At 59.6% G+C, this 22,801-nt stretch carries 22 protein-coding genes; 12 read left to right on the top strand and 10 right to left on the bottom strand.

All coding sequences use genetic code 11. From position 1 onward, the window contains the following. Positions 1-49: 49 nt before the first annotated feature. On the bottom strand, positions 50-1,099 hold the full coding sequence (locus tag GS614_RS09790; RefSeq protein ID WP_171230599.1) for a porin: 1,050 nt from the start codon (positions 1,097-1,099) through the stop codon (positions 50-52). Positions 1,100-1,385: 286 nt separating this feature from the next. On the opposite strand from GS614_RS09790, the gene GS614_RS09785 reads away from it, so the two are divergent. The 4 genes from GS614_RS09785 (at position 1,386) to holA (ending at position 5,981) form a co-directional block, all read left to right on the top strand. Beyond that, positions 1,386-1,868 (top strand): DUF3576 domain-containing protein, encoded by a 483-nt coding sequence (locus tag GS614_RS09785; protein WP_171364501.1) that lies wholly within the window; start codon positions 1,386-1,388, stop codon positions 1,866-1,868. A gap of 72 nt (positions 1,869-1,940) precedes the next feature. Next, entirely contained in the window at positions 1,941-4,478 is a 2,538-nt protein-coding gene (leuS, locus tag GS614_RS09780) for a leucine--tRNA ligase (protein ID WP_171617274.1), read from the top strand. Continuing rightward, positions 4,465-4,956, top strand: coding sequence for an LPS assembly lipoprotein LptE (gene lptE / locus GS614_RS09775; protein ID WP_171726133.1), 492 nt, complete (start codon positions 4,465-4,467; stop codon positions 4,954-4,956). The genes leuS and lptE overlap by 14 nt, the downstream gene beginning before the upstream one ends. Continuing rightward, positions 4,953-5,981 carry a DNA polymerase III subunit delta gene (gene holA / locus GS614_RS09770; protein ID WP_152459268.1) on the top strand — a complete coding sequence of 343 codons (1,029 nt, stop codon included), beginning with the start codon at positions 4,953-4,955 and terminating at the stop codon, positions 5,979-5,981. Before lptE ends, holA begins: the two co-directional genes overlap by 4 nt. A gap of 1 nt (position 5,982) precedes the next feature. Here holA and GS614_RS09765 read toward each other — a convergent pair whose 3' ends face one another. Further along, positions 5,983-7,167 carry a TIGR03862 family flavoprotein gene (locus GS614_RS09765; RefSeq protein WP_171233752.1) on the bottom strand — a complete coding sequence of 395 codons (1,185 nt, stop codon included), beginning with the start codon at positions 7,165-7,167 and terminating at the stop codon, positions 5,983-5,985. Positions 7,168-7,215: 48 nt separating this feature from the next. Here GS614_RS09765 and GS614_RS09760 point away from each other — a divergent pair, with 48 nt between their 5' ends. Then, entirely contained in the window at positions 7,216-7,512 is a 297-nt protein-coding gene (locus GS614_RS09760) for an HNH endonuclease (protein ID WP_171726132.1), read from the top strand. Here the strand turns inward: GS614_RS09760 and GS614_RS09755 are convergent, their stop codons facing one another. The 3 genes from GS614_RS09755 to GS614_RS09745 are packed head-to-tail and all read right to left on the bottom strand — an operon-like array spanning position 7,513 to position 9,595. Continuing rightward, positions 7,513-8,250 (bottom strand): VOC family protein, encoded by a 738-nt coding sequence (locus GS614_RS09755; protein WP_171726131.1) that lies wholly within the window; start codon positions 8,248-8,250, stop codon positions 7,513-7,515. Then, positions 8,247-8,855, bottom strand: coding sequence for an enoyl-CoA hydratase/isomerase family protein (locus GS614_RS09750; protein ID WP_171726130.1), 609 nt, complete (start codon positions 8,853-8,855; stop codon positions 8,247-8,249). Before GS614_RS09750 ends, GS614_RS09755 begins: the two co-directional genes overlap by 4 nt. Further along, positions 8,852-9,595 (bottom strand): SDR family oxidoreductase, encoded by a 744-nt coding sequence (locus GS614_RS09745; RefSeq protein WP_171172269.1) that lies wholly within the window; start codon positions 9,593-9,595, stop codon positions 8,852-8,854. The genes GS614_RS09750 and GS614_RS09745 overlap by 4 nt, the downstream gene beginning before the upstream one ends. Before the next feature lie 140 nt (positions 9,596-9,735). Between GS614_RS09745 and GS614_RS09740 the strand changes: the two genes are divergently transcribed. The 5 genes from GS614_RS09740 (at position 9,736) to lpxK (ending at position 15,779) form a co-directional block, all read left to right on the top strand. After that, entirely contained in the window at positions 9,736-11,250 is a 1,515-nt protein-coding gene (locus GS614_RS09740; protein ID WP_171205317.1) for a DUF2125 domain-containing protein, read from the top strand. Positions 11,251-11,422: 172 nt separating this feature from the next. After that, complete coding sequence (locus GS614_RS09735; protein WP_171726129.1) at positions 11,423-12,769, top strand: TldD/PmbA family protein; 1,347 nt, start codon at positions 11,423-11,425, stop codon at positions 12,767-12,769. After that, positions 12,756-13,556, top strand: coding sequence for a 3'(2'),5'-bisphosphate nucleotidase CysQ (locus GS614_RS09730; RefSeq protein WP_171172273.1), 801 nt, complete (start codon positions 12,756-12,758; stop codon positions 13,554-13,556). Before GS614_RS09735 ends, GS614_RS09730 begins: the two co-directional genes overlap by 14 nt. Further along, the gene (locus tag GS614_RS09725) at positions 13,553-14,791 is read left to right on the top strand and encodes a 3-deoxy-D-manno-octulosonic acid transferase (protein WP_171172275.1); all 1,239 of its coding nucleotides are present in this window, start codon (positions 13,553-13,555) and stop codon (positions 14,789-14,791) included. Before GS614_RS09730 ends, GS614_RS09725 begins: the two co-directional genes overlap by 4 nt. After that, complete coding sequence (lpxK, locus tag GS614_RS09720; protein ID WP_171119926.1) at positions 14,778-15,779, top strand: tetraacyldisaccharide 4'-kinase; 1,002 nt, start codon at positions 14,778-14,780, stop codon at positions 15,777-15,779. The genes GS614_RS09725 and lpxK overlap by 14 nt, the downstream gene beginning before the upstream one ends. A gap of 39 nt (positions 15,780-15,818) precedes the next feature. On the opposite strand, the gene GS614_RS09715 is transcribed toward lpxK, so the two are convergent. Continuing rightward, positions 15,819-16,481 (bottom strand): DsbA family protein, encoded by a 663-nt coding sequence (locus tag GS614_RS09715; protein ID WP_171119927.1) that lies wholly within the window; start codon positions 16,479-16,481, stop codon positions 15,819-15,821. 13 nt (positions 16,482-16,494) lie between these two features. Next, positions 16,495-17,001 (bottom strand): DUF721 domain-containing protein, encoded by a 507-nt coding sequence (locus GS614_RS09710; RefSeq protein ID WP_171230586.1) that lies wholly within the window; start codon positions 16,999-17,001, stop codon positions 16,495-16,497. An 81-nt stretch (positions 17,002-17,082) separates the two neighbouring features. On the opposite strand from GS614_RS09710, the gene mutY reads away from it, so the two are divergent. After that, positions 17,083-18,138 carry an A/G-specific adenine glycosylase gene (mutY, locus tag GS614_RS09705; protein ID WP_171119928.1) on the top strand — a complete coding sequence of 352 codons (1,056 nt, stop codon included), beginning with the start codon at positions 17,083-17,085 and terminating at the stop codon, positions 18,136-18,138. 61 nt (positions 18,139-18,199) lie between these two features. Further along, a complete protein-coding gene (locus GS614_RS09700) occupies positions 18,200-19,336 on the top strand; it encodes an alkane 1-monooxygenase (RefSeq protein ID WP_171726128.1) in 1,137 nt (378 codons plus the stop codon). Positions 19,337-19,415: 79 nt separating this feature from the next. Here the strand turns inward: GS614_RS09700 and GS614_RS09695 are convergent, their stop codons facing one another. From GS614_RS09695 to GS614_RS09685, 3 genes are all read right to left on the bottom strand, one after another. Further along, a complete protein-coding gene (locus GS614_RS09695) occupies positions 19,416-20,798 on the bottom strand; it encodes an adenylate/guanylate cyclase domain-containing protein (RefSeq protein ID WP_171726127.1) in 1,383 nt (460 codons plus the stop codon). Positions 20,799-20,938: 140 nt separating this feature from the next. Further along, entirely contained in the window at positions 20,939-22,039 is a 1,101-nt protein-coding gene (locus GS614_RS09690; RefSeq protein WP_152459284.1) for a site-specific DNA-methyltransferase, read from the bottom strand. 107 nt (positions 22,040-22,146) lie between these two features. Continuing rightward, the gene (locus GS614_RS09685; RefSeq protein WP_171726126.1) at positions 22,147-22,764 is read right to left on the bottom strand and encodes a ribonuclease HII; all 618 of its coding nucleotides are present in this window, start codon (positions 22,762-22,764) and stop codon (positions 22,147-22,149) included. Positions 22,765-22,801: the final 37 nt, after the last annotated feature.

Below are 22,801 nucleotides of genomic sequence, written 5' to 3'. Positions count from 1 at the left end.
AAAGGGCGAGTCCGAAGACCCGCCCTTAAACTGTACGGTTCAGATCAGCTTAGAAGTTGAACTGAGCACCGAAGTCGGCACGGATTGTGTCGCTTGCGCAGCTGTCACAATCGTCACGGCCGATACCACCGCGCAGCGATGCACCGCCACCCAGGTCGTAGATCGCACCGATAGCAACCTGCTGAGTGTCAGCAGAGGCGTTACCGTCACCGTAGGTGAACAGCAGGGTGGTTGCAGCGCCCAGGTTGTAGGCAGCCGACAGACCCCATGCGGTGCCGTCAGTTGCTGCGACTCGGGTTTTGTCGTCTGCAACGAACAGAGTACCCGAGAAATCACCCCATTCGCCACCCAGAGTCAGAACGGTCAGGCTCGGATCGCTGCCTGCGCCACCGTCGGTCTGACCATAGGCCAGAGCGGCTGTGATGTTGTTGAAGGTGTAGGTTGCGCTGATGTCCCAGCGGTCTGCGTCAACGGTGGTCGAAGTGGTACCACCAGCTGCAACAGTTGTAACCTGCGCTTGGTCATAAGATGCACCAAACGAGAAGTCACCAACCGAATACTGGAAGAACACAGCGTTCGCGCCCGAACCGGTCGACGAGTAAGCCAGGAAGCTATAGTCAACGCCCGAGTACTGACCTGCGAACAGTTCCAGACCAACTTCGTTGCCGTAGTAGTTTGCCAGGTTGTCAAACGAACCTGCGACGTTGCCCGCGTCAACACGCAGACCGCCGTAGATGACCGAGAAGCGTGCGCCGTTAAGGCCGGCCGAGTTTGCTTCACCGGTGCTGGCGTCTTCGTCAGCTTGCAGACGAACACGACCTTCAAAGCGAACGCCGCCGTCGGTTTCTACGATGCCGTCGATGTTCAGACGGAAGCGCGAGACCAGGATAGCGTCGTCAGACTGTGCGGTCGAAGTTGCGGAGACGTCATCGGCTGTGCCCATCAGGCCGTCTGCGCCAGGTCCGTTCACGGTTGTGGTTGCGGTACGGTCTTCAACGTAGCCAATACCAAAACGGCCGTAACCGCTGAAGTTAACTTCAGCTGCTGCAACGCCTGCGGTCGCGATCAGCGCCGTCGATGCGAAGAGAACTTTTTTCATCTTGTTTCCCTCGGTTTCATTCAAAAGAGTTATCTACTCGACACATGCCTCGGCATATGTCTCAGCACGGACACCGTTTCGCTCTTTTTGCCCCCATTGCGCAAGCTTGGCATAAACCCGGTCACGTCATTGGGGTCAGATTGGTGCAAGGATGCCACAGTTCGTTTTTGCCCGGATCAGGCTGACACGCTTACATTTCAGAAGAATAGGCTTGTTGCAGCGAGGGTCCTTGGCTAGGAGTATGCCCTGAATACTGCACAACAAGTGAAAACAGGACCTGCTGACAATGCGCCTGCCTACGATTTTGGGATTAATCATGCTGACCACCACTATTGCGGCATGCGGGCAGAATCGAAGCACTTCGACATATTCCCCCAATCCCGCCAGCGGTAATTCCGATGAACGCGAGTTGAACGATCCTGAACGTTCGACGCTGTGGGACATTTTCGACCGCAGCACGGCCGAGCAGACCACCAATGTAAACCGGTACTTGTGGGCAGCTTCTCTGGACATATTGAATTTCCTGCCTGTGCAGGAGGTCGATCCGTTTACCGGAGTGATCGTAACGGGTTACGGCACTCCTCCGGGCGGAGGACGGTCATACAGGGCGACCGTACACATCAGTGATCCGGCGCTTGCGGCCCGGTCTTTGTCCGTTGCCCTGCAATCCAGCGGCGGCGCCCCGGTAAGCGCGGCAACAACCCGTGCTGTAGAGGATGCGATTCTGTCCCGCGCGCGTCAGCTGCGCATCGCGGACAACAAGTTCTAGCACTCCGCCGAAAATCACACTAATACCACGCCGGGTTCCTACCCGGCGTTTTCATTCACGAAGGACCGCAAAATGTCGCGCTATTCGGCCACCGAAATCGAAGCAAAATGGCAAGAGGCCTGGGACAAGGCAGGAATCTTCACCGCCAACCACAAGGCGGACAAGCCGAAATACTATGTGCTTGAGATGTTCCCCTACCCGTCCGGCCGAATCCATATGGGGCACGTGCGCAACTATACGATGGGCGACGTCATCGCGCGGCACAAGCTGGCCACCGGGCACAATGTTCTGCACCCCATGGGCTGGGACGCGTTCGGGATGCCGGCGGAAAACGCTGCCATGGCGATCGGCGGCCACCCCAAAGAGTGGACTTACGGCAATATCGCCGACATGCGCGCCCAGATGAAGCCACTGGGCCTGTCGATCGACTGGTCCCGTGAATTCGCCACATGTGATCCGGAATACTATGGCCAGCAGCAGGCGCTGTTCCTCGACATGCTCGAGGCCGGGCTGGTCTATCGCAAGAATGCCGTGGTCAACTGGGATCCGGTCGACATGACCGTTCTGGCCAATGAACAGGTGGAAAATGGGCGCGGCTGGCGCTCGGGCGCGTTGGTTGAGCGGCGCGAGCTGACGCAGTGGTTCTTCAAGATCTCGGATTATTCCGAAGAACTGCTGAACGCTCTGGACACGCTGGAAAACTGGCCCGCCAAGGTTCGACTGATGCAGGAAAACTGGATCGGCAAGTCGCGCGGCCTGCAATTCGGGTTCGAGCGCACCGATGGTGGGGAACCGATCACTGTCTACACGACGCGCCCCGACACGCTGCTGGGCGCATCCTTCGTGGGGATCTCGCCCGATCACCCGATCGCCAAACAGCTTGAGGCCGAGAACCCGGAGGTCGCTGAATTCGTTGCCGAATGCCGCAAGGGCGGCACCACGGAAGAGGCCATCGAAACTGGCGAAAAGCTGGGTTTCGACACCGGCATCCGCGTCAAGCACCCGTTGGACCCGAACTGGGAACTGCCGGTCTGGATCGCCAATTTCATCCTGATGGATTACGGCACCGGCGCGATCTTCGCCTGCCCGGCCCATGACCAACGCGACCTTGATTTCTGCCGCAAATACGATCTGCCGGTGATCGATACGTTCTTTGCGCTGGACGACGACACGCCGGTCGACAAGATCGCCTTTGTCCCGCCAAAGACCGAGAAAGTCCGCTGGGTGAACCATTTCGCAGGCTTGACCGAAGCAACCGGAGAAGAGGCGATCAACACCACCATCGATTTCGCCGAAAAAGCCGGTTGGGGCGAAGGGGTCACGAAATATCGCCTGCGAGACTGGGGCTTGAGCCGTCAGCGCTATTGGGGTTGTCCGATTCCTGTCGTTCACTGCGAAAGCTGTGGTGTGGTCCCTGAAAAGAAAGAGAACCTTCCGGTTCGCCTGCCCGATGATGTCACCTTCGACAAACCGGGCAACCCGCTGGACCGCCACCCGACCTGGCGCGACTGCGCCTGCCCAAACTGTGGCGCCCCTGCCAAGCGCGAGACCGACACGATGGACACATTCGTGGATTCGTCATGGTATTTCGCCCGATTCACCGCTCCGCGAGCGGAAACGCCCACCGATCTGGCCGAGGCGGAATACTGGATGAATGTAGACCAGTATATCGGCGGGATCGAACACGCGATTCTGCACCTGCTGTATTCGCGTTTCTTCGCCCGCGCGATGAACATAACCGGGCATTTGCCGGACAAAGCCATCGAACCCTTCGACGCGCTGTTTACCCAAGGCATGGTGACGCACGAGATCTACCAGACCCGCGATGCCAACGGCCGTCCGGTCTATCACCTGCCCGAAGAGGTCACGGACGGAAAACTGGCTGACGGCACAGAGGTCGAGATCATCCCATCGGCCAAAATGTCAAAGTCCAAGAAGAACGTTGTCGACCCGGTCAGCATCATCTCGGCCTTCGGTGCCGACACAGCCCGCTGGTTCGTGCTGTCCGATTCGCCACCCGAACGGGACGTGGAATGGACGGCTGCGGGGGCCGAGGCCGCGTACAAGCATCTCAACCGTGTCTGGAATCTCTGCGACAAGATCGGCGCCATGGACCCGAACGCCACGGGTGAAGGCGATGAGGAACTGCTGCGCGAGATGCACAAAACCATCCGCGATGTGACATTGGGTGTTGAAAGCTTTGGCTTCAACGCGGCCATCGCCAAGCTTTATGCCTTCACCAACACGCTGGCGAAATCCAAGGCGGGTGCTGCGGCCCAAAAGCAGGCCATCAAAACGCTGGCACAGCTGATGTCGCCGATGACACCGCATCTGGCGGAAGATATTTGGGCACATCAGGGCGGCGAAGGCCTTGTTGCCGTTGCGCCATGGCCCGTCGCCGACGAGGCGATGCTGGTTGATGACACCGTCACCTTGCCGATCCAGATCAACGGCAAGCGTCGCGCGGAAATCAGCGTGGCCAAGGATCTGGACAAAGCCGAGGTTGAAAAAATTGCGCTCAGCACCGAAGCTGTTCAAAAGGCGCTGGAAGGGAATGCGCCGAAGAAAGTGATCGTCGTTCCAGGCCGGATTGTGAATGTTGTCGTTTGATCGCAGAACGTTTTTGCTGATGCCGCTGGCGCTGGCCGCCTGCGGCTTTGAGCCCGTCTATGCACCTGGTGGATCGGGTTCGGCCTTATATGGCCGCGTCGAGGTGTCGGCGCCCAACACCGTGGAAAGCTATTTGCTGGTCCAAAATCTGGAACAGCAACTGGGGCGAAGCGCCGGGTCGGTGAACGATTACAAGCTGGATGTTCAAGTTTCGACCGTAACGCGTGGCGCAGCAATCACCACCACAAACGAAACGCAGCGCTACACGATCGACGGACGCGCGCAATACACGCTGCGCTCCAACGCAACCGGTCAGATCATCGCCTCGGGCTCGGTGGCGGATTTCGTGTCATATTCTGCCGCAGGATCGACCGTTTCCACCTTGGCGGATGAGCGCGATGCCAAGAGACGGTTGATGATGATTCTGTCGGGTCAGATCATGAACCGTCTTTACGCCACACCGGATCTGGCCGCATGAAGCTGAGCCCGCGCGAGGCTGAGGGGTATTTTGCCAAGCCGGACGCGGACAAGACCGGGCTGCTTATCTATGGCGCGGATGCGATGCGGGTTGCGCTCAAGCGGCAACAGGTGCTGGCCGCTCTGCTTGGCCCCCAAGCCGAAGAAGAAATGCGCCTGACCCGCATGCCCGGTGGCGATCTGCGTGGTGATCCCGCCCTGCTGCTGGACGCGGTCAAGGCGGTCGGCTTCTTTCCCGGTCCACGTGCCGTTTTCGTGGAAGACGCAACCGAAACCGCGGCGTCGGCAATTCTGGCCGCGCTCGAAGATTGGGCCCCCGGAGACGCCCAGATCATCGTGACCGCGGGGCAATTGAAACCCAGTTCGAAAATCCGCAAGGCGTTCGAAGGCCACCCTGCCGCCTATGCCGTCGGCATTTATGACGACCCGCCCTCACGCGCCGAAGTGGAACGGGTTCTTGCCGAGTCGGGTATGAAAAACGTGCCCCGAGATGTCATGTCTGCAATCAGCGAATTGGCAGTAAGCCTCAGCCCCGGTGATTTCGCCCAAACGATTGAAAAACTGTCTCTTTACAAACGCGGTGACAGCACTGATTTGACAATCGAAGATATCGAGGCCTGCGCCCCGCGCTCGACCGAGGCGGCGCTGGATGATGTTCTCAACGTCGTTGCCGAAGGCCGCGCCGGTGAGATCGGGCCGCTGATCCGGAGATTGCAGGCGCAGGGCACCAATGGCGTGACTCTGTGTATCGGAGCGATGCGGCATTTTCGGACACTCTATGCCTGCGCTTCTGATCCCGGTGGTGCTGCGCAGGGCATCGGCAAGCTGCGTCCGCCGGTTTACGGCAAACGGCGTGACCGTATCCTGCGGCAGGCACAAGGTTGGGGTGCGGCCAAGCTGCAAACCGCGCTTACGGTTCTAACCGATACGGATTTGGCGCTGCGGTCTGCGGGGCAGACAGCCCCCGCAATGGCGCTGGTGGAACGCGCGATGATCCGTTTGGCGATGTTGGCGCGATCCCGCTAGGTCACTCAGCCTTTTCCAGCCAGTCGGCGGCAGACCGACCGGCCCAGCGCCCGGTCGCCAGGCAAGCCGTAAGCAGATAGCCCCCGGTCGGGGCCTCCCAATCCAGCATTTCCCCAGCGCAGAACACACCCGGCAGGGCTGTCAGCATCAGCCCGTCATCCAGCGCTGTCCGTTTGATACCACCTGCGGTCGAAATGGCTTCTTCCATCGGGCGAAGGCCGGCATGCCGGATAGGCAGCTTTTTCAATATGCTCACTTGCACGGGTTGAGAGTGGCCGCCGCGTTTTGCCATTTCATGAAACAGGGTGATTTTCTGAGCAGACAGGTTCAGCGATTTTCTCATCCACTGGGACAGTGTTGTTTTCGACCGTTTCGCGGACAACCGCGCCAGCAGAGCCTGTTGGTCCAGATCAGGCGTCAGATCAGCAAACAATGGCTGCCCCGCGCGCAAGGCCGGTGTCAGCGTATACAGCCCTCCGCCTTCCAGACCGGTTCTGGAAATCGCAGCCTCTCCTCGGCTCTCCAAATCGCCTGCCATCCATCGGATCGATTTCAATGCGGCCCCGAAATGGGGCTGCATATATGGGCTCCAATCAACGGAAATGGCTGAGTTCGCGGGTTCAAAGGGTGCCAAAGCCACGTCTTTTCCGGCCAATATCTGCGCCCAGTGACCGTCCGAGCCAAGGCGGGCCCAGCTTGCACCGCCCAGTGCCAGCACGGTGACATCCGTCGAAACACTGCGCCGCCCGTCCGGAGTGTCGAACACCGGCGCATCACTTTCCCAGCCAGTCCAACGCCAGCGGGTCCTGATCTCGACCCCGGCCTTGTCCAATCGTGCCAACCAGGCCCGCAACAAGGGCGAGGCCTTCATTGCTTCGGGAAACACGCGCCCCGTCGAGCCGACAAACAACGTCTGCCCCAACCCACGCGCCCAGTGCTGAACAGCTTCGGCATCAAATTCAGACATGATCGGACGCAACCAATCTGCCGCTTCACCATAGGCGCGGATCAGGTCATCAAGCGGCTCGTCCTTGGTCAGGTTCAGCCCCGATTTCCCGGCCATCAGGAATTTGCGCGCGACCGAAGGTTTGGCCTCGGCCACCAACACGGAATGCCCGGCTGCGGCCAGCTGTTCGGCCGCCATCAACCCGGCGGGGCCTGCTCCGATCACCACTGCCTGCGCCATTCGCACCCTCTTGCCTTCGCCCGTCACAGGCGCAAGTTTCACATCATCATGACGAACAGCGATCCGATCTGCCCGCTTTGCGGCCGCCCGATCCCCGACGGGGGTGGCAGCCTGCATCATCTGATCCCAAAACTCAAAGGAGGCAAGGGCGGACCTACCGTTCTGCTGCATCAGATCTGCCACAAAGAGGTGCACGCCACCCTGACCGAAGCCGAACTGGCACGCAGTTTCAACACAGTCGAGGCCCTGCGTGCGCATCCAAGGCTCGAGAAATTTTTGACTTGGGTCTGCAAACGTCCACCCGGGTTTCGTTCGAAAGTTCCGGGCAAGCGGCGCGGGCGCTGATCAACCTGGCAGGATCTGGTCGCCGACAATATCTGTGAGAGGTTCGGACAGGCCTTCGATCTCGATACCCTGAAAGTCCGGTACATGAGCGAATTGTGCGCCCGCAACATGTTGGAATTCCAACGTCGTATAGGCGCGTTTCCACAGCCATTCGCGGTTTTCAACAGCCCAAAGGTCAGGATTGGGCGGGGTTTCGTCGGTAAAGGCATAGAAATGCAGGTCAAAGCCGTAAGGGGCGACCTCCTGCATCGACAGCAACGACATGCCCCGGGCGCGCCAGAACGCGTCTTCGGCGGCAATATCGCCGGTTCGAAGGGTAATCTGACCGATCCGAGCTTTCGCAAAAGGCGCGTCGGGGTCCGCTGCATGCGGCGGCCGATTGCCTTCGAAATCATGTTGCAGCAGTTCGATGACGAATCCTTCGGGATCCGCAAGATGGCACATGTAGCCGATGTCCAGAAACTGGTTCGGCGTGCTCACTGGAACGTCGAACCTGCGCAGATGAGCCTCAGCAAGATCGACATCCGGCACAGTGATTCCTATCTTCCAGTACCGCTGCCCCTTGTCATGGGTGTACCCTCCTCCACCCGGCAGCAACAAAATATCTGCGTCTGCACCGTCATAGCCGACACGGTGGCCGGTGTCTGCTGGGCCAACGGACATGCCCAGAATGTCGCGATAAAACGCGGCCAGCCGATCCGGGTCAGCGACCCGCAGGCGCAGTGCAGACAGCCTCATGAGCACAACCTTGCGATTCCCGCCGCGATCTCGGGGTCGGCGTTCACGCTGTCGGCCACCAGATCGCGTGCGGTTTGCATCAGGTGATCGGGATCGACAATCCGGTCCACCAGGCCAAACTCATAGGCCTCCTGCGCGGTGATTTTCTGACCCGCCATAAGGATCAACTTGGCCCTGGCCGGTCCGACCAGAGCCGCCAGCCGCGCGGGGTCGGACGGTTGTGGCAGAAACCCTAGCTTCATCACCGGATAGAAGAACTTGGCCGACGGCACGGCAATGCGCAGATCACAGGCCAGCGCCATACCGTTGGCCCCGCCTGCCAAAGTGCCGTTCAGTGCGGCAACGGTCAGACAGGGCAACGCGGCAATGGCGCCGGACAGCCTTTCCCAGATATCCGATTTGGCCAGACCGGCGCGCGCTTCGTCCAGATCTGCCCCAGCGCTGAACACTTTGCCCGCGCCGGTCAGGATCAACGCCTTGGCCTCTGTCGCGGATTCGGCGATCTCGGCCAGTTCCGCGAGCATGGCCCCGGTCAGGGCGTTCGCCTTGCCGGGATTGTTGATCGTGACGGTCCACAGGCCGTCCTCTTTGGTCAAATCGATCATATCAGCCCGGCCCGTTTGCGAATGTCTTCAAGCCGCAGCGAAATTTCAGTGCCAAGAAACTCATCGGCATCATCCGAGCACATCCACAACAGCGCCCGTGCGGGCCAGTCCGCAGGGATATGCACATCCCAGTCCAGCTGACTGACGGGATTTATGCCGCTGGCCTTGATCGACCGCTGCATATCGGTGGCCACCGTCCCCGGTGACAGGCCCATGGCGCGAATACCATTATGGGCTTCTTCCATATGCAGACATTCCGTGAGCATCTTGGCCCCGGCCTTCGAGGCGCAATAGTGGCTCCAGGCTTCGACCGGGTTCGATGCAGCACCGGACGAGATCGTCAGAATGCTCCCCCCTCCCGCAGCCCGCATCACCGGCAACGCAGCGCGCATCCCGTAGAAAATACCTTTCAGGTTGATGTCGATGGCCTTGCTCCACGCCTCGGTGTCAGCATTCGAGAGATGAAAAATCGGATCGATCACACCCGCGTTGCCGATCAGAACATCCAACCCACCGAACCGGTCCACGCATGTGGCCACGGCTTGTTCCACCTGCGCGAAATCGCTGACGTCACAGGCCAATGCGATGGCCTGATCGCCCAATGCGGCCGCCAGAGCGTCAATCTGGTCCTTGCTGCGAGCCACCAATGCGACATTGGCGCCGGCTGCGGCAAAAACGCGCCCTGCCTCGGCCCCAATTCCTCGGCTGGCCCCGGTTATGAGAACAGTTTTTCCCTGCATTTGCCCTTCCTCACGCATTGCAATCTCTGTCGGCTACAGCCGTAGCGCGTAAACGGGGAAAGGGTCCAGCCCTTGCCCCCTTGACGATACCCGCCACAAAACCGACCATGCGCCACAAATTGATCAAGAAGGGTTACCTTATGTCCGTTTTCCTTCGCCGCAGCTGCGGCGCTGCCCTGGCTTATGCCGTTGCCACCCAAGGGGCGTTTGCCGATCTGTCGGCCGATGACGTCTGGTCCGATTGGCAGAGCTATTTCACCTCGATGGGTTACACCGTCACAGGAGACGAAAGCATCTCGGGCGACGTCACCACGATTTCCAACATGACACTTTCAGTGGCCCTTCCCGAAGAGGACGGACAGTTTCAGATGGTCATGCCGGAAATGACACTGACCGAAAATGGTGACGGGACCGTTACCATTGACCTGCCGGAAAGCTTTCCCATGGAAATCACCGGTCAGGCCGAAGACGAAAACTTCGCAGCCACTGTCACCTATTCCCACAACCAACTGAAAATGGTCGTGTCAGGCACACCGGACGACATGACCTATGACTACAAGGCTGACAATCTGGGCGTGAAACTGGATTCGATTGAGGTCGATGGTGAGGCTCTGCCCAATGATGTGTTTGGCATCGATGTCCAAGCAAGCGATCTGTCCGGCAGCTCGCGGATGCAGATCGGTGACAATCGGAACATCAGCCAGACGTTCAACGCAGCCACGTTAACTTATGATCTGAACTTTCAGGATCCTGAAAGCGGCGAAAGCGGGTTGATCAACGGTCAACTCGATCAACTGGCATTTGAGGGCAACAACGTGGTCCCGCCGGATTTTGACTTTTCGGACCCAGAAGCCTTTTACAAGGCTGGTTTTTCGTTTGACGGCACCTTCACCTATGCCGCGGGCAGCACGGATCTGAGCGGGACCAGCGAAGGTCAGGCGTTCTCGATGAACAGCACGTCCGAAGGCGGGCGTTTTGCAGCCAGCATCGATGCAGAGCGTATCGTCTATGACATTGACCAGAACAGCACGAAGATGGCCGTTACCACGGCGGGCCTGCCGTTCCCGATCGAACTTTCGATGGCCAAGGCGGGCCTGAACTTCGAATTCCCCATCCAGCAATCGGACGAGGTTCAACCCTTCGGCTTTGGGCTGAACCTGACCGATTTCACCATGTCGGACATATTGTGGGGCATTTTCGATCCTGCGGGCGCGCTGCCGCGTGATCCGGCGACGATTGCGCTGGATGCGACGGGAACCGCGAAAGTGCTGATGAATATCTTCGATCCTGAAATCGACGTCGAATCCGACGAAGCGCCGGGGGAACTGCACTCGCTGAAGATCAACGAACTGCTGGTTTCGCTAGTTGGCGCCAAACTGACCGGTGACGGTGATTTTGCTTTCGACAACACCAACACCGAAGAGTTTGATGGCCTGCCCAGCCCAAGCGGCGTGGCGAACCTTCAGCTGGTTGGCGCCAACCAGTTGATCGACACCCTGATCGGAATGGGAATCATCTCGGACGAAGACGCGCTGGGCGCCCGCATGATGATGGGTCTGATGGCAGTTCCGGGCGAAGAACCTGACACACTGAACTCGAAGATCGAGTTCACCGAAGACGGCCAGATCCTAGCGAATGGTCAACGTATCAAGTGACAATCAACGGAAAGGGCCGCGCAACATGCGGCCCTTTCTCTGTCCTGCCAACCCCTGCCCAAACCTCTGAAACGGCACGGGTTCACCGCGATCCTCAACGCACAATCTGGTCACAGGTCTTGCGAGACGGGCGGTCCAAGGCTAGGTCCTTGGCAATCAACCCGGAGGCCTCATGACCTGCTCACCAGAAGAAATCAGCCATCACTTGCTTGACGTGGCCCGCAAGGCAGGCGCGGACGCGGCGGATGCCATCGTTATCGACGGATCCTCTGTTTCCGTCGAAGTGCGGGGCGGCGCGCTGGAACATGCCGAACGCTCGGAAGGGACTGATTTGGGATTGCGGGTGTTTCTGGGCAAACGATCCGCCATTGTGTCCAGTTCCGACAGCCGCCCTGAAACCCTGCGCGCCATGGCGGAACGAGCTGTCGCAATGGCCAGAGAGGCCCCCGAAGATCCGTTTTCCGGGCTGGCTGACAAGGACCAGCTGGTCACAGACTGGAACATAGAGTCACTGGAATTGTCAGACCCCGCCCCAGCCCCGTCTGCCGAAGCCCTGATGCAGGATGCTCTGACGGCCGAGGCCGCAGCACTGGCCGTCGCCGGCGTTACCCAGGTGTCGGATGCGGCCGCAAGTTACGGAACCCACCATGTGCATCTGGCCGCGACAAACGGGTTCACCGGCGGGTACGCGCGCAGCAGCCGGTCGGTTTCCTGTGTTGCGATCTCGGGCGAAGGCACCGGGATGGAACGGGACTATGACGGCGACAGCCGGACGTTCCAATCCGACCTGCGCAGCGCGGAAGAAATCGGGCGCACAGCAGGCGAACGCGCCGTGCAACAGGTTGGTGCGCGCAAACCTGAGACAGGAAGTTTTCCGGTGCTCTTCGACGAACGGATCTCGTCCTCGCTCATCGGCCACCTTCTGGCCGCCAGCAATGGCGCAGCGATCGCACGGGGCGCATCCTGGCTCAAGGATTGTTTGGGGCAGGACGTTCTGCCTGCGTACCTGTCCCTGATCGAAGACCCACACCGCCCGCGCATTTCGGGCTCGCGTCCCTTTGATGCCGAGGGTCTGCCGACACAACGCCGGGCAATCGTGGAAAACGGCGCTCTGACCGGCTGGACGCTGGACCTGTCGAGCGGGCGAAAACTGGATATGGCGTCCACGGGAAATGCCGCTCGTGGGGTCTCGGGCCCGCCATCGCCCAGCAACTGGAACCTGAGCCTGACACAAGGTGACCAAAGCCGCGCCGACCTGCTGCGCGATATGGGTACCGGGTTGCTGGTCACGTCCATGATCGGATCGACGATCAACCCCAATACCGGTGACTATTCAAGGGGTGCATCGGGCTTCTGGGTCGAGAATGGCGAGATCACGCATCCGGTCAATGAATGCACCATCGCGGGCAATCTGCGGGACATGCTGCGCCGGATCATCCCGGCGAACGATGCCCGCCCATACCTGTCGCGCGTGGTTCCGTCGCTTCTGATCGAAGGAATGACACTTGCCGGCAACTGATCTGCCCCTGCTGATCGAGGCGGCGCTGGAGGCCGGCAAGATCGCCACGCGCTATTCCGGCACGCAAGCACAGCGCTGGGACAAACCCGATGGCGCCGGCCCAGTGACCGAGGCGGATCTTGCCGTGAACACGATGCTGGAGGAGCGGTTGTGTTCGGCGCGACCGGGCTATGGCTGGCTCAGTGAGGAATCCGAGGATTCCACCGACCGGCTGGACCGTAACAGCACTTTCATCATCGACCCGATCGACGGCACCCGGAGCTTTGCAGAAGGCGCGCGCACCTGGGCGCATTCCATAGCCGTCGCCGATAACGGCGTGGTGACGGCGGCGGTCATTTACCTGCCGATGCGGGATTTGCTGTACACGGCGGCACAGGGTCAGGGCGCCACTCTCAATGGTAAGACGATCACGACCTCGGATACCGCAGAGCTTTTGCAATCAGAAATTCTGGCCGCCAAGCCAAATCTTGACACTCGGCACTGGCGCGACGCGCAGGCGCCAGATTTCGAACGCGCCTATCGTCCGTCACTTGCCTATCGCATGGCTTTGGTCGCGCAGGGGCGGTTCGATGGCATGCTGACCCTGCGCCCCAGTTGGGAATGGGACATTGCCGCCGGCGACCTGATCATCCGAGAAGCCGGCGGCGTCTGTTCCGACCGTACGGGTCAACGGCTGATCTTCAACAATATGCATCCCAGGTTGAACGGCGTGATCGCCGCCAGCGCCTCGATTCATCAGCAACTGTCGGCACTGCTGGATCCGGCCGGGCCGGGAATCGGAACATGAGCAAACCGCGCTCACTCAGCCTGGCCGCCTACAGGGTGTTGTCATGGGGGTTGCGCAACGGGGTTGCGCCGCAATCCAACCCGCCGCGCCCCGAAGGTGAGTTGCTATGGATCCATGTTGCCACACCGGATCGGCTGCGGGCTGTGACCGACTTCTGCCGTCGGCTGTCGCAGGTCAGGGCCAAGCTGAATTTCCTGCTGACAGCCCCCCCGGATGAGGATCTGTCCAACTGGCCGGACAGCAGGTTCCCTTTGATCAACCTGCCACAGGAACAGAGTGGCGCCGCCCGCGAGTTTATCGAATACTGGCGTCCGAACATGGGGTTGTGGGTCGGTGGCGATCTGATGCCCAACATTGTCACGCGCGCTGACGAACAGGCGATCCCGCTGGTCCTGTTCGACGCCCAATTCAGCGTCACACTGTCCCGGAACGCCCGTTGGTTGCCGGACATCACGCGGGTGACCTTTGACTGTTTCCGCAAGATTCTCACGCCATCCGCCGAGACGGCTCGACAGATCCGCCGCCTCGGAATCCAATCCGGAAAAGTTGCGGAATCACCGCCTTTGCGGATCAGCCCCAACCCCCGGCCCTGGCCAGAAGACGAACTTATCGAGACCACTCATACACTTGCCGGGCGTCCGGTTTGGCTGGCAGCATGGGTTCAGGACAAGGAATTCATCTCGGTTCTGACAGCCCACCGTCAGGCGCTGCGGATGCTGCATCGGCTGGTTCTGGTGTTGCACGTGGCAAACGAGCCGGAAGTCTCGCCGCTGAGACGGCGGCTGGAATCGATGGACCTGCGCTGCATCAACTGGGATGAAGGGGACATGATTGAAGACACCACTCAGGTCGTCCTGACATCGGACCCCGAAAACCTGGGCCTGTGGCATCGCATGGCACCAGTGACCTTCATGGGCAGCTCGCTGGAACGCGGCGCGGGCGGTCAGGACCCGTCCGAAGCAATCGCGCTGGGGTCTGCGATCATGTTCGGACCATATGTGCAGCGTCATCAGGAATTCTATTCCAGCCTGCAACAGGTGAACGCCGCCAAAGAGGTTAAGACGGCAACCGAACTGGGTGACGCCGTTGTGCAGCTTCTGGCACCGGATCAAGCTGCCGGCATGGCTTTGGCTGGATGGCAGTTGTTGACCGAAGGCGCACCGCAGGCTGACGCCCTGATCGAAATGGTGCAGGATATTCTGGATCAGCGGGGTGCGGATCATGCGGGCACCTGAATTCTGGAACACGACTCCGGATCAACCGGATCTGAGGGCGCGTATGCTGGCACCGTTGGGGCGCCTATATGCAGCGGCAACCGCCCGTAGGATCGCCTCGGAATCCGGCGAAAAGCCGGGTGTGCCCGTGATCTGTATCGGCAACCTTAATGCTGGTGGAACCGGTAAAACACCAACGGTGATCTGGACCCTTGAACAGCTTCGAGGCGCCTGGCACGAACCACATGTCGTCACGCGGGGGCACGGAGGCTCTTTGGACGGGCCGGTGCAGGTTGATCCGGCCCGGCACACGGCTGCCGAAGTAGGAGACGAGCCGCTGCTTCTGGCGATGTTTGCCGAAGTCTGGGTTGCAAAGGACAGAGCGGCGGGCGCACGGGCCGCCGCAGCGGCGGGCGCCACGGTAATCGTGCTGGATGACGGGTTTCAAAACCCCTCAGTGGCCAAGGATTTCTCGATCATTGTTGTCGATGCTCAACGCGGGTTCGGAAACGGTTTGTGCCTGCCTGCCGGGCCACTGCGGGAACCGGTCGACATCGGGTTGAAACGGGCCGACCTTGTGTTGTCTCTGGGCGATGAGGCCGCTCAAATGGCTTTCACTGCTCAGTGGGGCGACAAGTTGTCCGTTCCCCATGTCACCGGAGCAATCGAGCCCCTGCAAACCGGCATGGACTGGACCGGCACACGCGCTTTGGCATTTGCTGGTATCGGCCACCCCGAAAAGTTCTTCAAAACCCTGCGGCAGCTGGGCGTAGACCTGGTCCGCGCCGAAGCCCTGGACGATCACCAGCCTCTGACTCAGGCACTGATGGCCCGTCTGGAAAACGAGGCGCGCCAACTGGGTGCTCAGATGATAACGACCGAGAAAGATGCCGTACGTCTGCCCCCGGCTTTTCGGAGCAAAGTGATCACTCTGCCGGTGCGTCTGCGGGTCGGCGAAACCGACAAGGTCCGCGACATGCTGCTGAAGGCAGCACCTGCACCACAATAGGCCCGGTCGGCCCAGACAGGGCCAACCGGAAAAGGGTGTTTAGCCACCCAGTTCGTCTTCGATCAGCTTTTTGAAGTCAGCGTAGGACTGGTTGTCGACCTTCTTGCCGTTCACCACAAATGATGGCGTCGCCTGGATACCATCGCGTTCGGCGTTTTCCTGATACCACGCAGCCAATGTCCGCGCCTTGGTACCGTCTTGCAGGCAAGCCTCGAGCTGATCGCCATCGATGCCGGCCAAACGACCGATCTTGCGCAGCTCGTCCACGATCTCGGCCGGACCACCTGCGCGTGTCCATTCTGCCTGCCCTTCATAGATCAGGTCTGTGATACCGAAGAACTTTTCGGGGCCAGCGCAGCGTGCAACCATCGATGCCCAAAGGCCGTAGCGGTCAAAATACACCTCACGATAGGTAAACTTGACCTTGCCGGTGTCGATGAAGTCTTTCTTGAGTTGTTTGAAGGCGCCCTGATGGAAACTCGCGCAATGCGGGCAGGTATAGGACGCATATTCGATGATTTCGACAGGTGCATCCTCGGCGCCCAACACCATCTCGACGATCGTCGAAGTATCCAGGTCTGCCTCCTGCGCTTCGGCGGCACTGACCAGTGGAATGGTGACATTGGTGTTCGACCCTGTCAGCCAATAGCCGCCAGCGGCCACGGCGACGGCCGCACAGATTACGGTTGCAATACGGCTCATTTTCAGCCCTTTCTCAGCGTTTCTGTTTGGATAAAACGTTGCGCCCGAGACGTTCAAGAGCCGCGCGCAAATCTTCATCATGTACATCGCGTGACATTTTGTCAGCCTCGGCGGCAATGTCAGGCGCAATCTGGGGTTTGGCTTGCTTCGGCTTGTGGTCGAAACTGGCCTGCCCCTCGGCAAATCCGGTCGGAGCGGTCTGGGTGATACGGACACGGCTGATGGCGTTATAGCCATAGACCGCGTTTACCTTGCCGCGCAGCTGTTCCTTCTGCATTTCCAGCATCGGAGCCTGTGGCCCGGTCGTTAACACAGTTAGGGTGGCACCAAATCCGCCCTTGCCATAACCCACTTTGACCGGCCGCGCGATGGCGGCGGTTTCCTGGCCGACAATCTCGGCCCAGTGGGTCAAAAGCCGTGACACGGCAAAACCCCGGCTTTCCCCGGCGCGCCGGATCTGATCGTTCAGCAAGGATGCGGTGCGTTTGAACCCGCGGGTCGAAGAACGTCTGCGTTGCATCTGGTTTCCTGCTCCTACACCTCTATTGTACTGGGCAGGCCACCATGTGCCAGCGAAACCCGACCGGGAGTTGAATAAAACTTGCGTGACTCTGCTGAATTCACCGTCAGTGATGCGTTGCTGGAATGGTACGACCGGCACGCCCGCGAAATGCCATGGCGCATCGGTCCGGCAGATCGCGCCGCCGGGATGCGCCCCGATCCCTATCGGGTCTGGCTGTCCGAAGTGATGTTGCAGCAAACAACAGTTGCCGCCGTTCGCGACTATTTCCTGCGCTTCACCACCCGCTGGCCTACGGTTCAGGCTCTGGCCGCCGCACCGGACGAGCAGGTCATGGGGGAATGGGCCGGGCTTGGCTATTACGCCCGCGCCCGCAATCTTTTGAAATGCGCCCGTGCCGTCACGCAGAACTACGATGGCCGGTTTCCCGACAGCTTTGAAGCGCTGCTGAACCTACCCGGCATAGGCCCCTATACCGCCGCTGCGATCTCGGCCATCGCGTTTGATCAGCCTGAAACCGTGTTGGACGGAAACGTCGAGCGGGTCATGGCCCGGCTCCATGACATTCACGATCCGCTACCCGGGTCCAAACCCCTGCTGAAGGAAAAGGCGTCGGCCCTGACCCCGGCCATACGTCCCGGCGATTACGCGCAGGCGGTCATGGATTTGGGGGCAACCATCTGCACGCCGAAGTCGCCGACATGTGGCATTTGCCCCCTGCGTCACCCCTGTCAGAGCCGCGTCGCAGGCACCCAGGCCGACCTGCCACGAAAAACACCCAAAAAGCCCAAACCCACGCGGTATGGGCACGTGTATGTTGCGCAAAGCGCAGACGGGGCCATGGTGCTGGAACGCCGGCCTGACAAAGGTTTGTTGGGCGGAATGCTGGGCTGGCCCGGATCAGAGTGGAACGATGCCCCGGCCGAACGGCCTCCGTTCCCCGCGAATTGGAAGATGTTGTCGGGCGAAGTGCGCCATACATTTACGCATTTCCACCTGATTTTGCGGATCTGGACCACGGATGCCGCCGATCACGACATACCCGAACATCTGACAGTTGTAGACAAGCACAGCTTCAGGCCCGGCGACCTACCAACCGTGATGCGCAAGGCCTATGATCTTTGGCGAGGACAATAAGTCCGTTGTGTAAGTCTTCGGGCCATGGCTAGGATATCTCCATAAAGTCGGAGCAGAAAAGATGATCGCAACAGGCACATTGTCCCGCTGGCAATCTGCATCCCCTTTCTGGGTGTCGTTTTTGCTGATTCCGCTGGTCTGGTTTTCAGCTGCTACCGGTGGATGGTCTGTCCTGCTGGTTCCTGCCGCAACCTGGTGGGCTTTTGCAGTGCTGGACCGGATCACCGGGCTCAACACTCAAAACGCCGACCCCGAGACGCCGGACACGGCGCTGCAATGGTACATATTGCTGACAAAACTCTGGGCCCCGATCCAGTTCGTCACCCTTTTTGGTCTGATCTGGTACGCAACCCACAACACCCATCTGTCAACGCTTGAGAAAATCGGCCTCTTCTTTGGCATGGGCGTCATTTCGGGCACGATTGGGATCAATTACAGCCACGAGTTGGTGCACCAGAAAAGCCGCTTGGAACGCTGGCTGGGGGACATCCTTCTTGCCATGGTGCTGTATTCTCATTTTCGGTCCGAGCACCTGTTGGTCCACCACCGCCATGTTGGCACCCCGCGCGATCCGGTAACGGCGCGCTACAACGAAGGTTTCCATCGCTTCTATCCCCGCGTTCTGTGGCAATGCTGGGTTTCGGCCTTCAGCGCCGAGCGCAACAAGCTGGCCCGTATCGACAGACCGTGGACAGATCGTTCAAACCCGTTCTGGCGGTACTGGGCGCTGCAAGGTGGGATGCTGGCACTTGCCGGCCTGATCGGAGGATGGTCCGGCGTGGCGCTGTTTCTGCTTCAGGCTGGTGTCGCGATCTGGCAGCTCGAGCTGGTCAATTATGTCGAGCATTACGGCCTGACCCGAAAACACCTGGGCGAGGGACGGTACGAGCATGTCCTGCCACGCCATTCTTGGAATGCCTCGCAGAAAGCTTCGAACTGGTTGCTGATCAATCTTCAGCGCCATTCGGACCACCATTACAAACCCAATCGCCGGTTTCCGCTGCTGCAACATCACGCGTCGGACGCAGCACCGCAATTGCCCTATGGCTATCCCGTCATGACTGTGGCCGCGATGATACCGCCGCTTTGGCGGCGGGTCATGAACCCGCGCGTTCGCGCGTGGCGACGCCACTATTATCCCGAGATCACCGACTGGCACCCCTACAACAAATCCTTGAACCCCATGCCAAAATCGTGACCGCAGCGCGCACAGGCGCGCTGCTTGGCCCAACTGTCAGCACTGCATCTGCGATGCTGTTCTGACGGGCGGGAGGCCCTCAGCTTTTCATCACCCAGACATCCATCGGCGCCTCGACCCCTCGCACGGTTTGGTCGCGGCAGGCAACAAAACCGGCCATGACCTCCCGCGCCTGCGGGTTTTCTTCCTCAACCCGCAAACGCACGGCATCGCTGACAACGATACGCGCCTTGAACTCACGCGTCAGTGCCTCAAGCTTGGCCGCCACATTGACCGCATCGCCAATCACCGCGAATTCCAACCGGTTGGCACCGATATCCCCAAGCACGACCGAGCCGTGATGCACCCCAACGCCGACATGGATTTCAGGCTCACCCGCCCGGCGGCGTTCCAGATTCCAACGGTCGATCACACCCACCATCGCACGCGCGCAGTCTAGGGCATTGCTCGCGTCCAGGGGCGTTGGCACCGGAGTGCCGAAGGTCGCCATCAAACCGTCGCCCAGATACTTGTCCAAGGTCCCGTGGTGCCGGAATACCTCGGTTTCCATACGGGCATGAAACCCGCGCAGAACCTCGATCACTTCATATGGATCCCGCCCGGCGGCGTATTTGGTGAACCCGACGATATCGATGAACAGAACGGCCACATCTTCTTTGCGGACCTGTTTCAGCGGCTCATCGTTCTGGCTCAGCTCATCCACCACATTGGGCGAGAAATACCGCGACAGGTTGGCCCGTTCCCGTTCCAATCCCGCGTTGTTCATCAACAATTGATTGAGACGCCGCATCGAAATGCCCAGCGTTACCGCGACCATTATGAATACGATCACTTGCTGGATACGTTGAGGGACCATGAAACTGTTGGGGTCCAACAGTTCGGCAACATCCGGATAGCCCTGCAAGGCCTCTGCAACCTTTTCGCTGATGCCCGGAATCGGCGTTGCCACCCACGAGGCAACGATCCAACCGATCGTCCACATCAATGCCGTCCACGAACCGATGGCAATGACCGTGCGCCAGGAATAGGCTAGGGTTCCAGCCGCCAGGATGACGAAAAAGTACTGAAAGTTGTCAAACCGGTATTGCATGGCCAGAGGGCGGACATCGTCGCTGAACGGGTTGGGCACAATCATTCCAAGGGTCATGATCAGCAAATCCACGAAGATCAAAAGAAGCTCGACCCGCGATTGTCCCACCCGACCGGAACGGCGGATCAGCCAACCGTTGGCGCAGATCAGCAGCAGAATGAAGTGATACCAAAGCACCTCCCATTGCGGGTTCAGGAAAACCAGAAGAACCCCGGTCAGTGCCATCGCCACCCAGCGCGCGCGAACGGCCAGTTCCAACCCTTCACGCTTGTGCCGCTCCAACGCGGCCTCGGTGTATTTGTTGTCCAGATCGAACGTGTCAGGTTCCGTGAAAAACAGACTGCGGCGGGGCTGCGCTGTTGTCTCGGTCATGGCCGTGATCTTTCTTGCAGTGTCAGGGTCAACAACATGCAATCACTGTTGATCCGAAAACAAAAGACCCCGCCGTAGGATCGGCGGGGCAAGGCGTAGTGCCTTGTGTCAGGCCACAGGCACCGGCGGTGTTCTTTGTATCAGTTCATCTCGGCCCGGATCTGCTGGCGCAGAACGTCGATCGGAACCGTTTTGCCGTCACGCTTGAAGCACCAATAGGTCCAGCCATTGCAGGACGGCGCATTTTCCAGATGGGCGCCCACCTGATGGATCGAGCCTTTGACGTTGTCACCGACCAATGTGCCATCGGCCCGGACCTTGGCCTTGTGACGCCTGTTCATTGAATAGAGTTCTTCGCCCGGGCGCAGCATCCCACGCTCGACCAGTTGGCCGAAGGGAACGCGGGGTTCTGCGCGCTTGCTGGCGCTGACTTCCAGAGCCTCACGGTCGAACTTGCGGACCTTGGCAATGCGCTTCTCGGCCACCTTGCGGTAGCTTTCCTCGCGTTCGATACCAATGAACTCGCGGCCCAGCATCTTGGCGACGGCTCCGGTCGTTCCGGTGCCGAAGAACGGATCCAGCACCACGTCCCCGGGGTTGGTCGAGCCGATCAGAACACGGTGCAGCAGTGATTCCGGCTTTTGCGTCGGGTGTGCCTTGTCACCGTTTTCATCCTTCAGACGTTCATGCCCGGTGCAGATCGGCAGCACCCAGTCGCTGCGCATCTGCACGCCTTCGTTCAGGGCCTTCAGCGCCTCATAGTTGAAGGTGTACTTGGCCCCTTCGCGCTTGGATGCCCAGATCATCGTCTCATGCGCGTTGGTAAAACGTTTGCCGCGGAAGTTGGGCATCGGGTTTGACTTGCGCCAGACCACATCGTTCAGAATCCAATAGCCCTCGTCCTGCAACGCCGAACCAACGCGGAAGATGTTGTGGTAAGAGCCGATCACCCAGATCGCACCATTTGGCTTGAGCAGACGGCGTGCCGCCTTCAACCACGCGCGGGTGAATTGGTCATAGGCACCAAAGCTGGAAAACTGATCCCAGTGATCATCCACCGCATCCACCTGAGAATTGTCCGGGCGATGCAGCTGACCTTTCAACTGCAAATTATAGGGCGGATCCGCAAAAATCAGGTCAACGGATGCCTCGGGAAGACTGTTCATCACTTCGATGCAGTCCCCGGATAGAATCGTGTTTAAAGGGGGCGCTATTGCGCCCTTTTTGGTGGTTGTCGTCATATCACTGCCTCAAGTGTCCACGGCGCTTTTGCGCTCATTTGGTTGAGACAAGGATGAGTCAAAGACGAATCGGCGTCAATTTCTTTTTTGAATCAGCGACTTACGATTTACTCTTGATACAAGATATTGTGCACCGGCTTGAACGAACGTCTATGGTGTGGGGTCACGCCAAGATTTTGCAGTGCTTCCTTGTGTTGTTTTGACGGATAACCGGCGTTGGTTTCCCATCCATATCCCGGATGCTGTTGCGCCAAATCCACCATCACCTGATCGCGCCAGTTTTTCGCAAGGATCGACGCGGCTGCAATTGACACCGATCGGGCATCCCCCTTCACGACGGCCTGCGACGGGATTTTCAGGCCGCGTGGAATCATGTTCCCGTCGATCAGCAGGAAATCAGGGGCCGGCGACAGAGCCTCGACCGCGCGCAGCATCGCCAGATGCGATGCCCTGAGGATGTTGATCTCGTCAATCTCGGCGACCGAGGCTTCGGCCACGGCAAACTCGGCGCTATGCCGGATCTCGGTATCCAACGCGGCCCGACGTCTGGCCGTCAGCCTCTTGGAATCATTCAACCCTTCGGGGATGGCCTGTGGGTTCAGGATCACCGCTGCCGCGACGACCGGGCCGGCCAAAGGGCCGCGCCCGACCTCATCCACACCCGCGATACGGCAATGGCCCCGCTCCAGCAGCGCCTGTTCAAGTTCGAAATCTGGTTTTGTCATCCTTTTGGAAAACCGTGTTTCACACAGCGCCGCAAGA

This window comes from Ruegeria sp. HKCCD6604 (assembly GCF_013110635.1).
In the GTDB taxonomy this organism is placed as follows: Bacteria; Pseudomonadota; Alphaproteobacteria; order Rhodobacterales; family Rhodobacteraceae; genus Ruegeria.
This window is presented reverse-complemented; position numbering and strand designations above follow the sequence as displayed.

Coding starts and splice junctions, on each gene's coding strand:
- leuS (WP_171617274.1), top strand. CDS start 1,941: ATGTCGCGCTATTCGGCCACCGAAATCGAAGCAAAATGGCAAGAGGCC.
- GS614_RS09700 (WP_171726128.1), top strand. CDS start 18,200: ATGATCGCAACAGGCACATTGTCCCGCTGGCAATCTGCATCCCCTTTC.
- GS614_RS09740 (WP_171205317.1), top strand. CDS start 9,736: ATGTCCGTTTTCCTTCGCCGCAGCTGCGGCGCTGCCCTGGCTTATGCC.
- GS614_RS09685 (WP_171726126.1), bottom strand. CDS start 22,764: ATGACAAAACCAGATTTCGAACTTGAACAGGCGCTGCTGGAGCGGGGC.
- GS614_RS09765 (WP_171233752.1), bottom strand. CDS start 7,167: ATGGCGCAGGCAGTGGTGATCGGAGCAGGCCCCGCCGGGTTGATGGCG.
- GS614_RS09735 (WP_171726129.1), top strand. CDS start 11,423: ATGACCTGCTCACCAGAAGAAATCAGCCATCACTTGCTTGACGTGGCC.
- GS614_RS09725 (WP_171172275.1), top strand. CDS start 13,553: ATGAGCAAACCGCGCTCACTCAGCCTGGCCGCCTACAGGGTGTTGTCA.
- lpxK (WP_171119926.1), top strand. CDS start 14,778: ATGCGGGCACCTGAATTCTGGAACACGACTCCGGATCAACCGGATCTG.
- GS614_RS09695 (WP_171726127.1), bottom strand. CDS start 20,798: ATGACCGAGACAACAGCGCAGCCCCGCCGCAGTCTGTTTTTCACGGAA.
- GS614_RS09790 (WP_171230599.1), bottom strand. CDS start 1,099: ATGAAAAAAGTTCTCTTCGCATCGACGGCGCTGATCGCGACCGCAGGC.
- GS614_RS09755 (WP_171726131.1), bottom strand. CDS start 8,250: ATGAGGCTGTCTGCACTGCGCCTGCGGGTCGCTGACCCGGATCGGCTG.
- GS614_RS09745 (WP_171172269.1), bottom strand. CDS start 9,595: ATGCAGGGAAAAACTGTTCTCATAACCGGGGCCAGCCGAGGAATTGGG.
- GS614_RS09750 (WP_171726130.1), bottom strand. CDS start 8,855: ATGATCGATTTGACCAAAGAGGACGGCCTGTGGACCGTCACGATCAAC.
- GS614_RS09710 (WP_171230586.1), bottom strand. CDS start 17,001: ATGCAACGCAGACGTTCTTCGACCCGCGGGTTCAAACGCACCGCATCC.
- GS614_RS09760 (WP_171726132.1), top strand. CDS start 7,216: ATGACGAACAGCGATCCGATCTGCCCGCTTTGCGGCCGCCCGATCCCC.
- GS614_RS09785 (WP_171364501.1), top strand. CDS start 1,386: ATGCGCCTGCCTACGATTTTGGGATTAATCATGCTGACCACCACTATT.
- lptE (WP_171726133.1), top strand. CDS start 4,465: ATGTTGTCGTTTGATCGCAGAACGTTTTTGCTGATGCCGCTGGCGCTG.
- GS614_RS09715 (WP_171119927.1), bottom strand. CDS start 16,481: ATGAGCCGTATTGCAACCGTAATCTGTGCGGCCGTCGCCGTGGCCGCT.
- holA (WP_152459268.1), top strand. CDS start 4,953: ATGAAGCTGAGCCCGCGCGAGGCTGAGGGGTATTTTGCCAAGCCGGAC.
- GS614_RS09690 (WP_152459284.1), bottom strand. CDS start 22,039: ATGACGACAACCACCAAAAAGGGCGCAATAGCGCCCCCTTTAAACACG.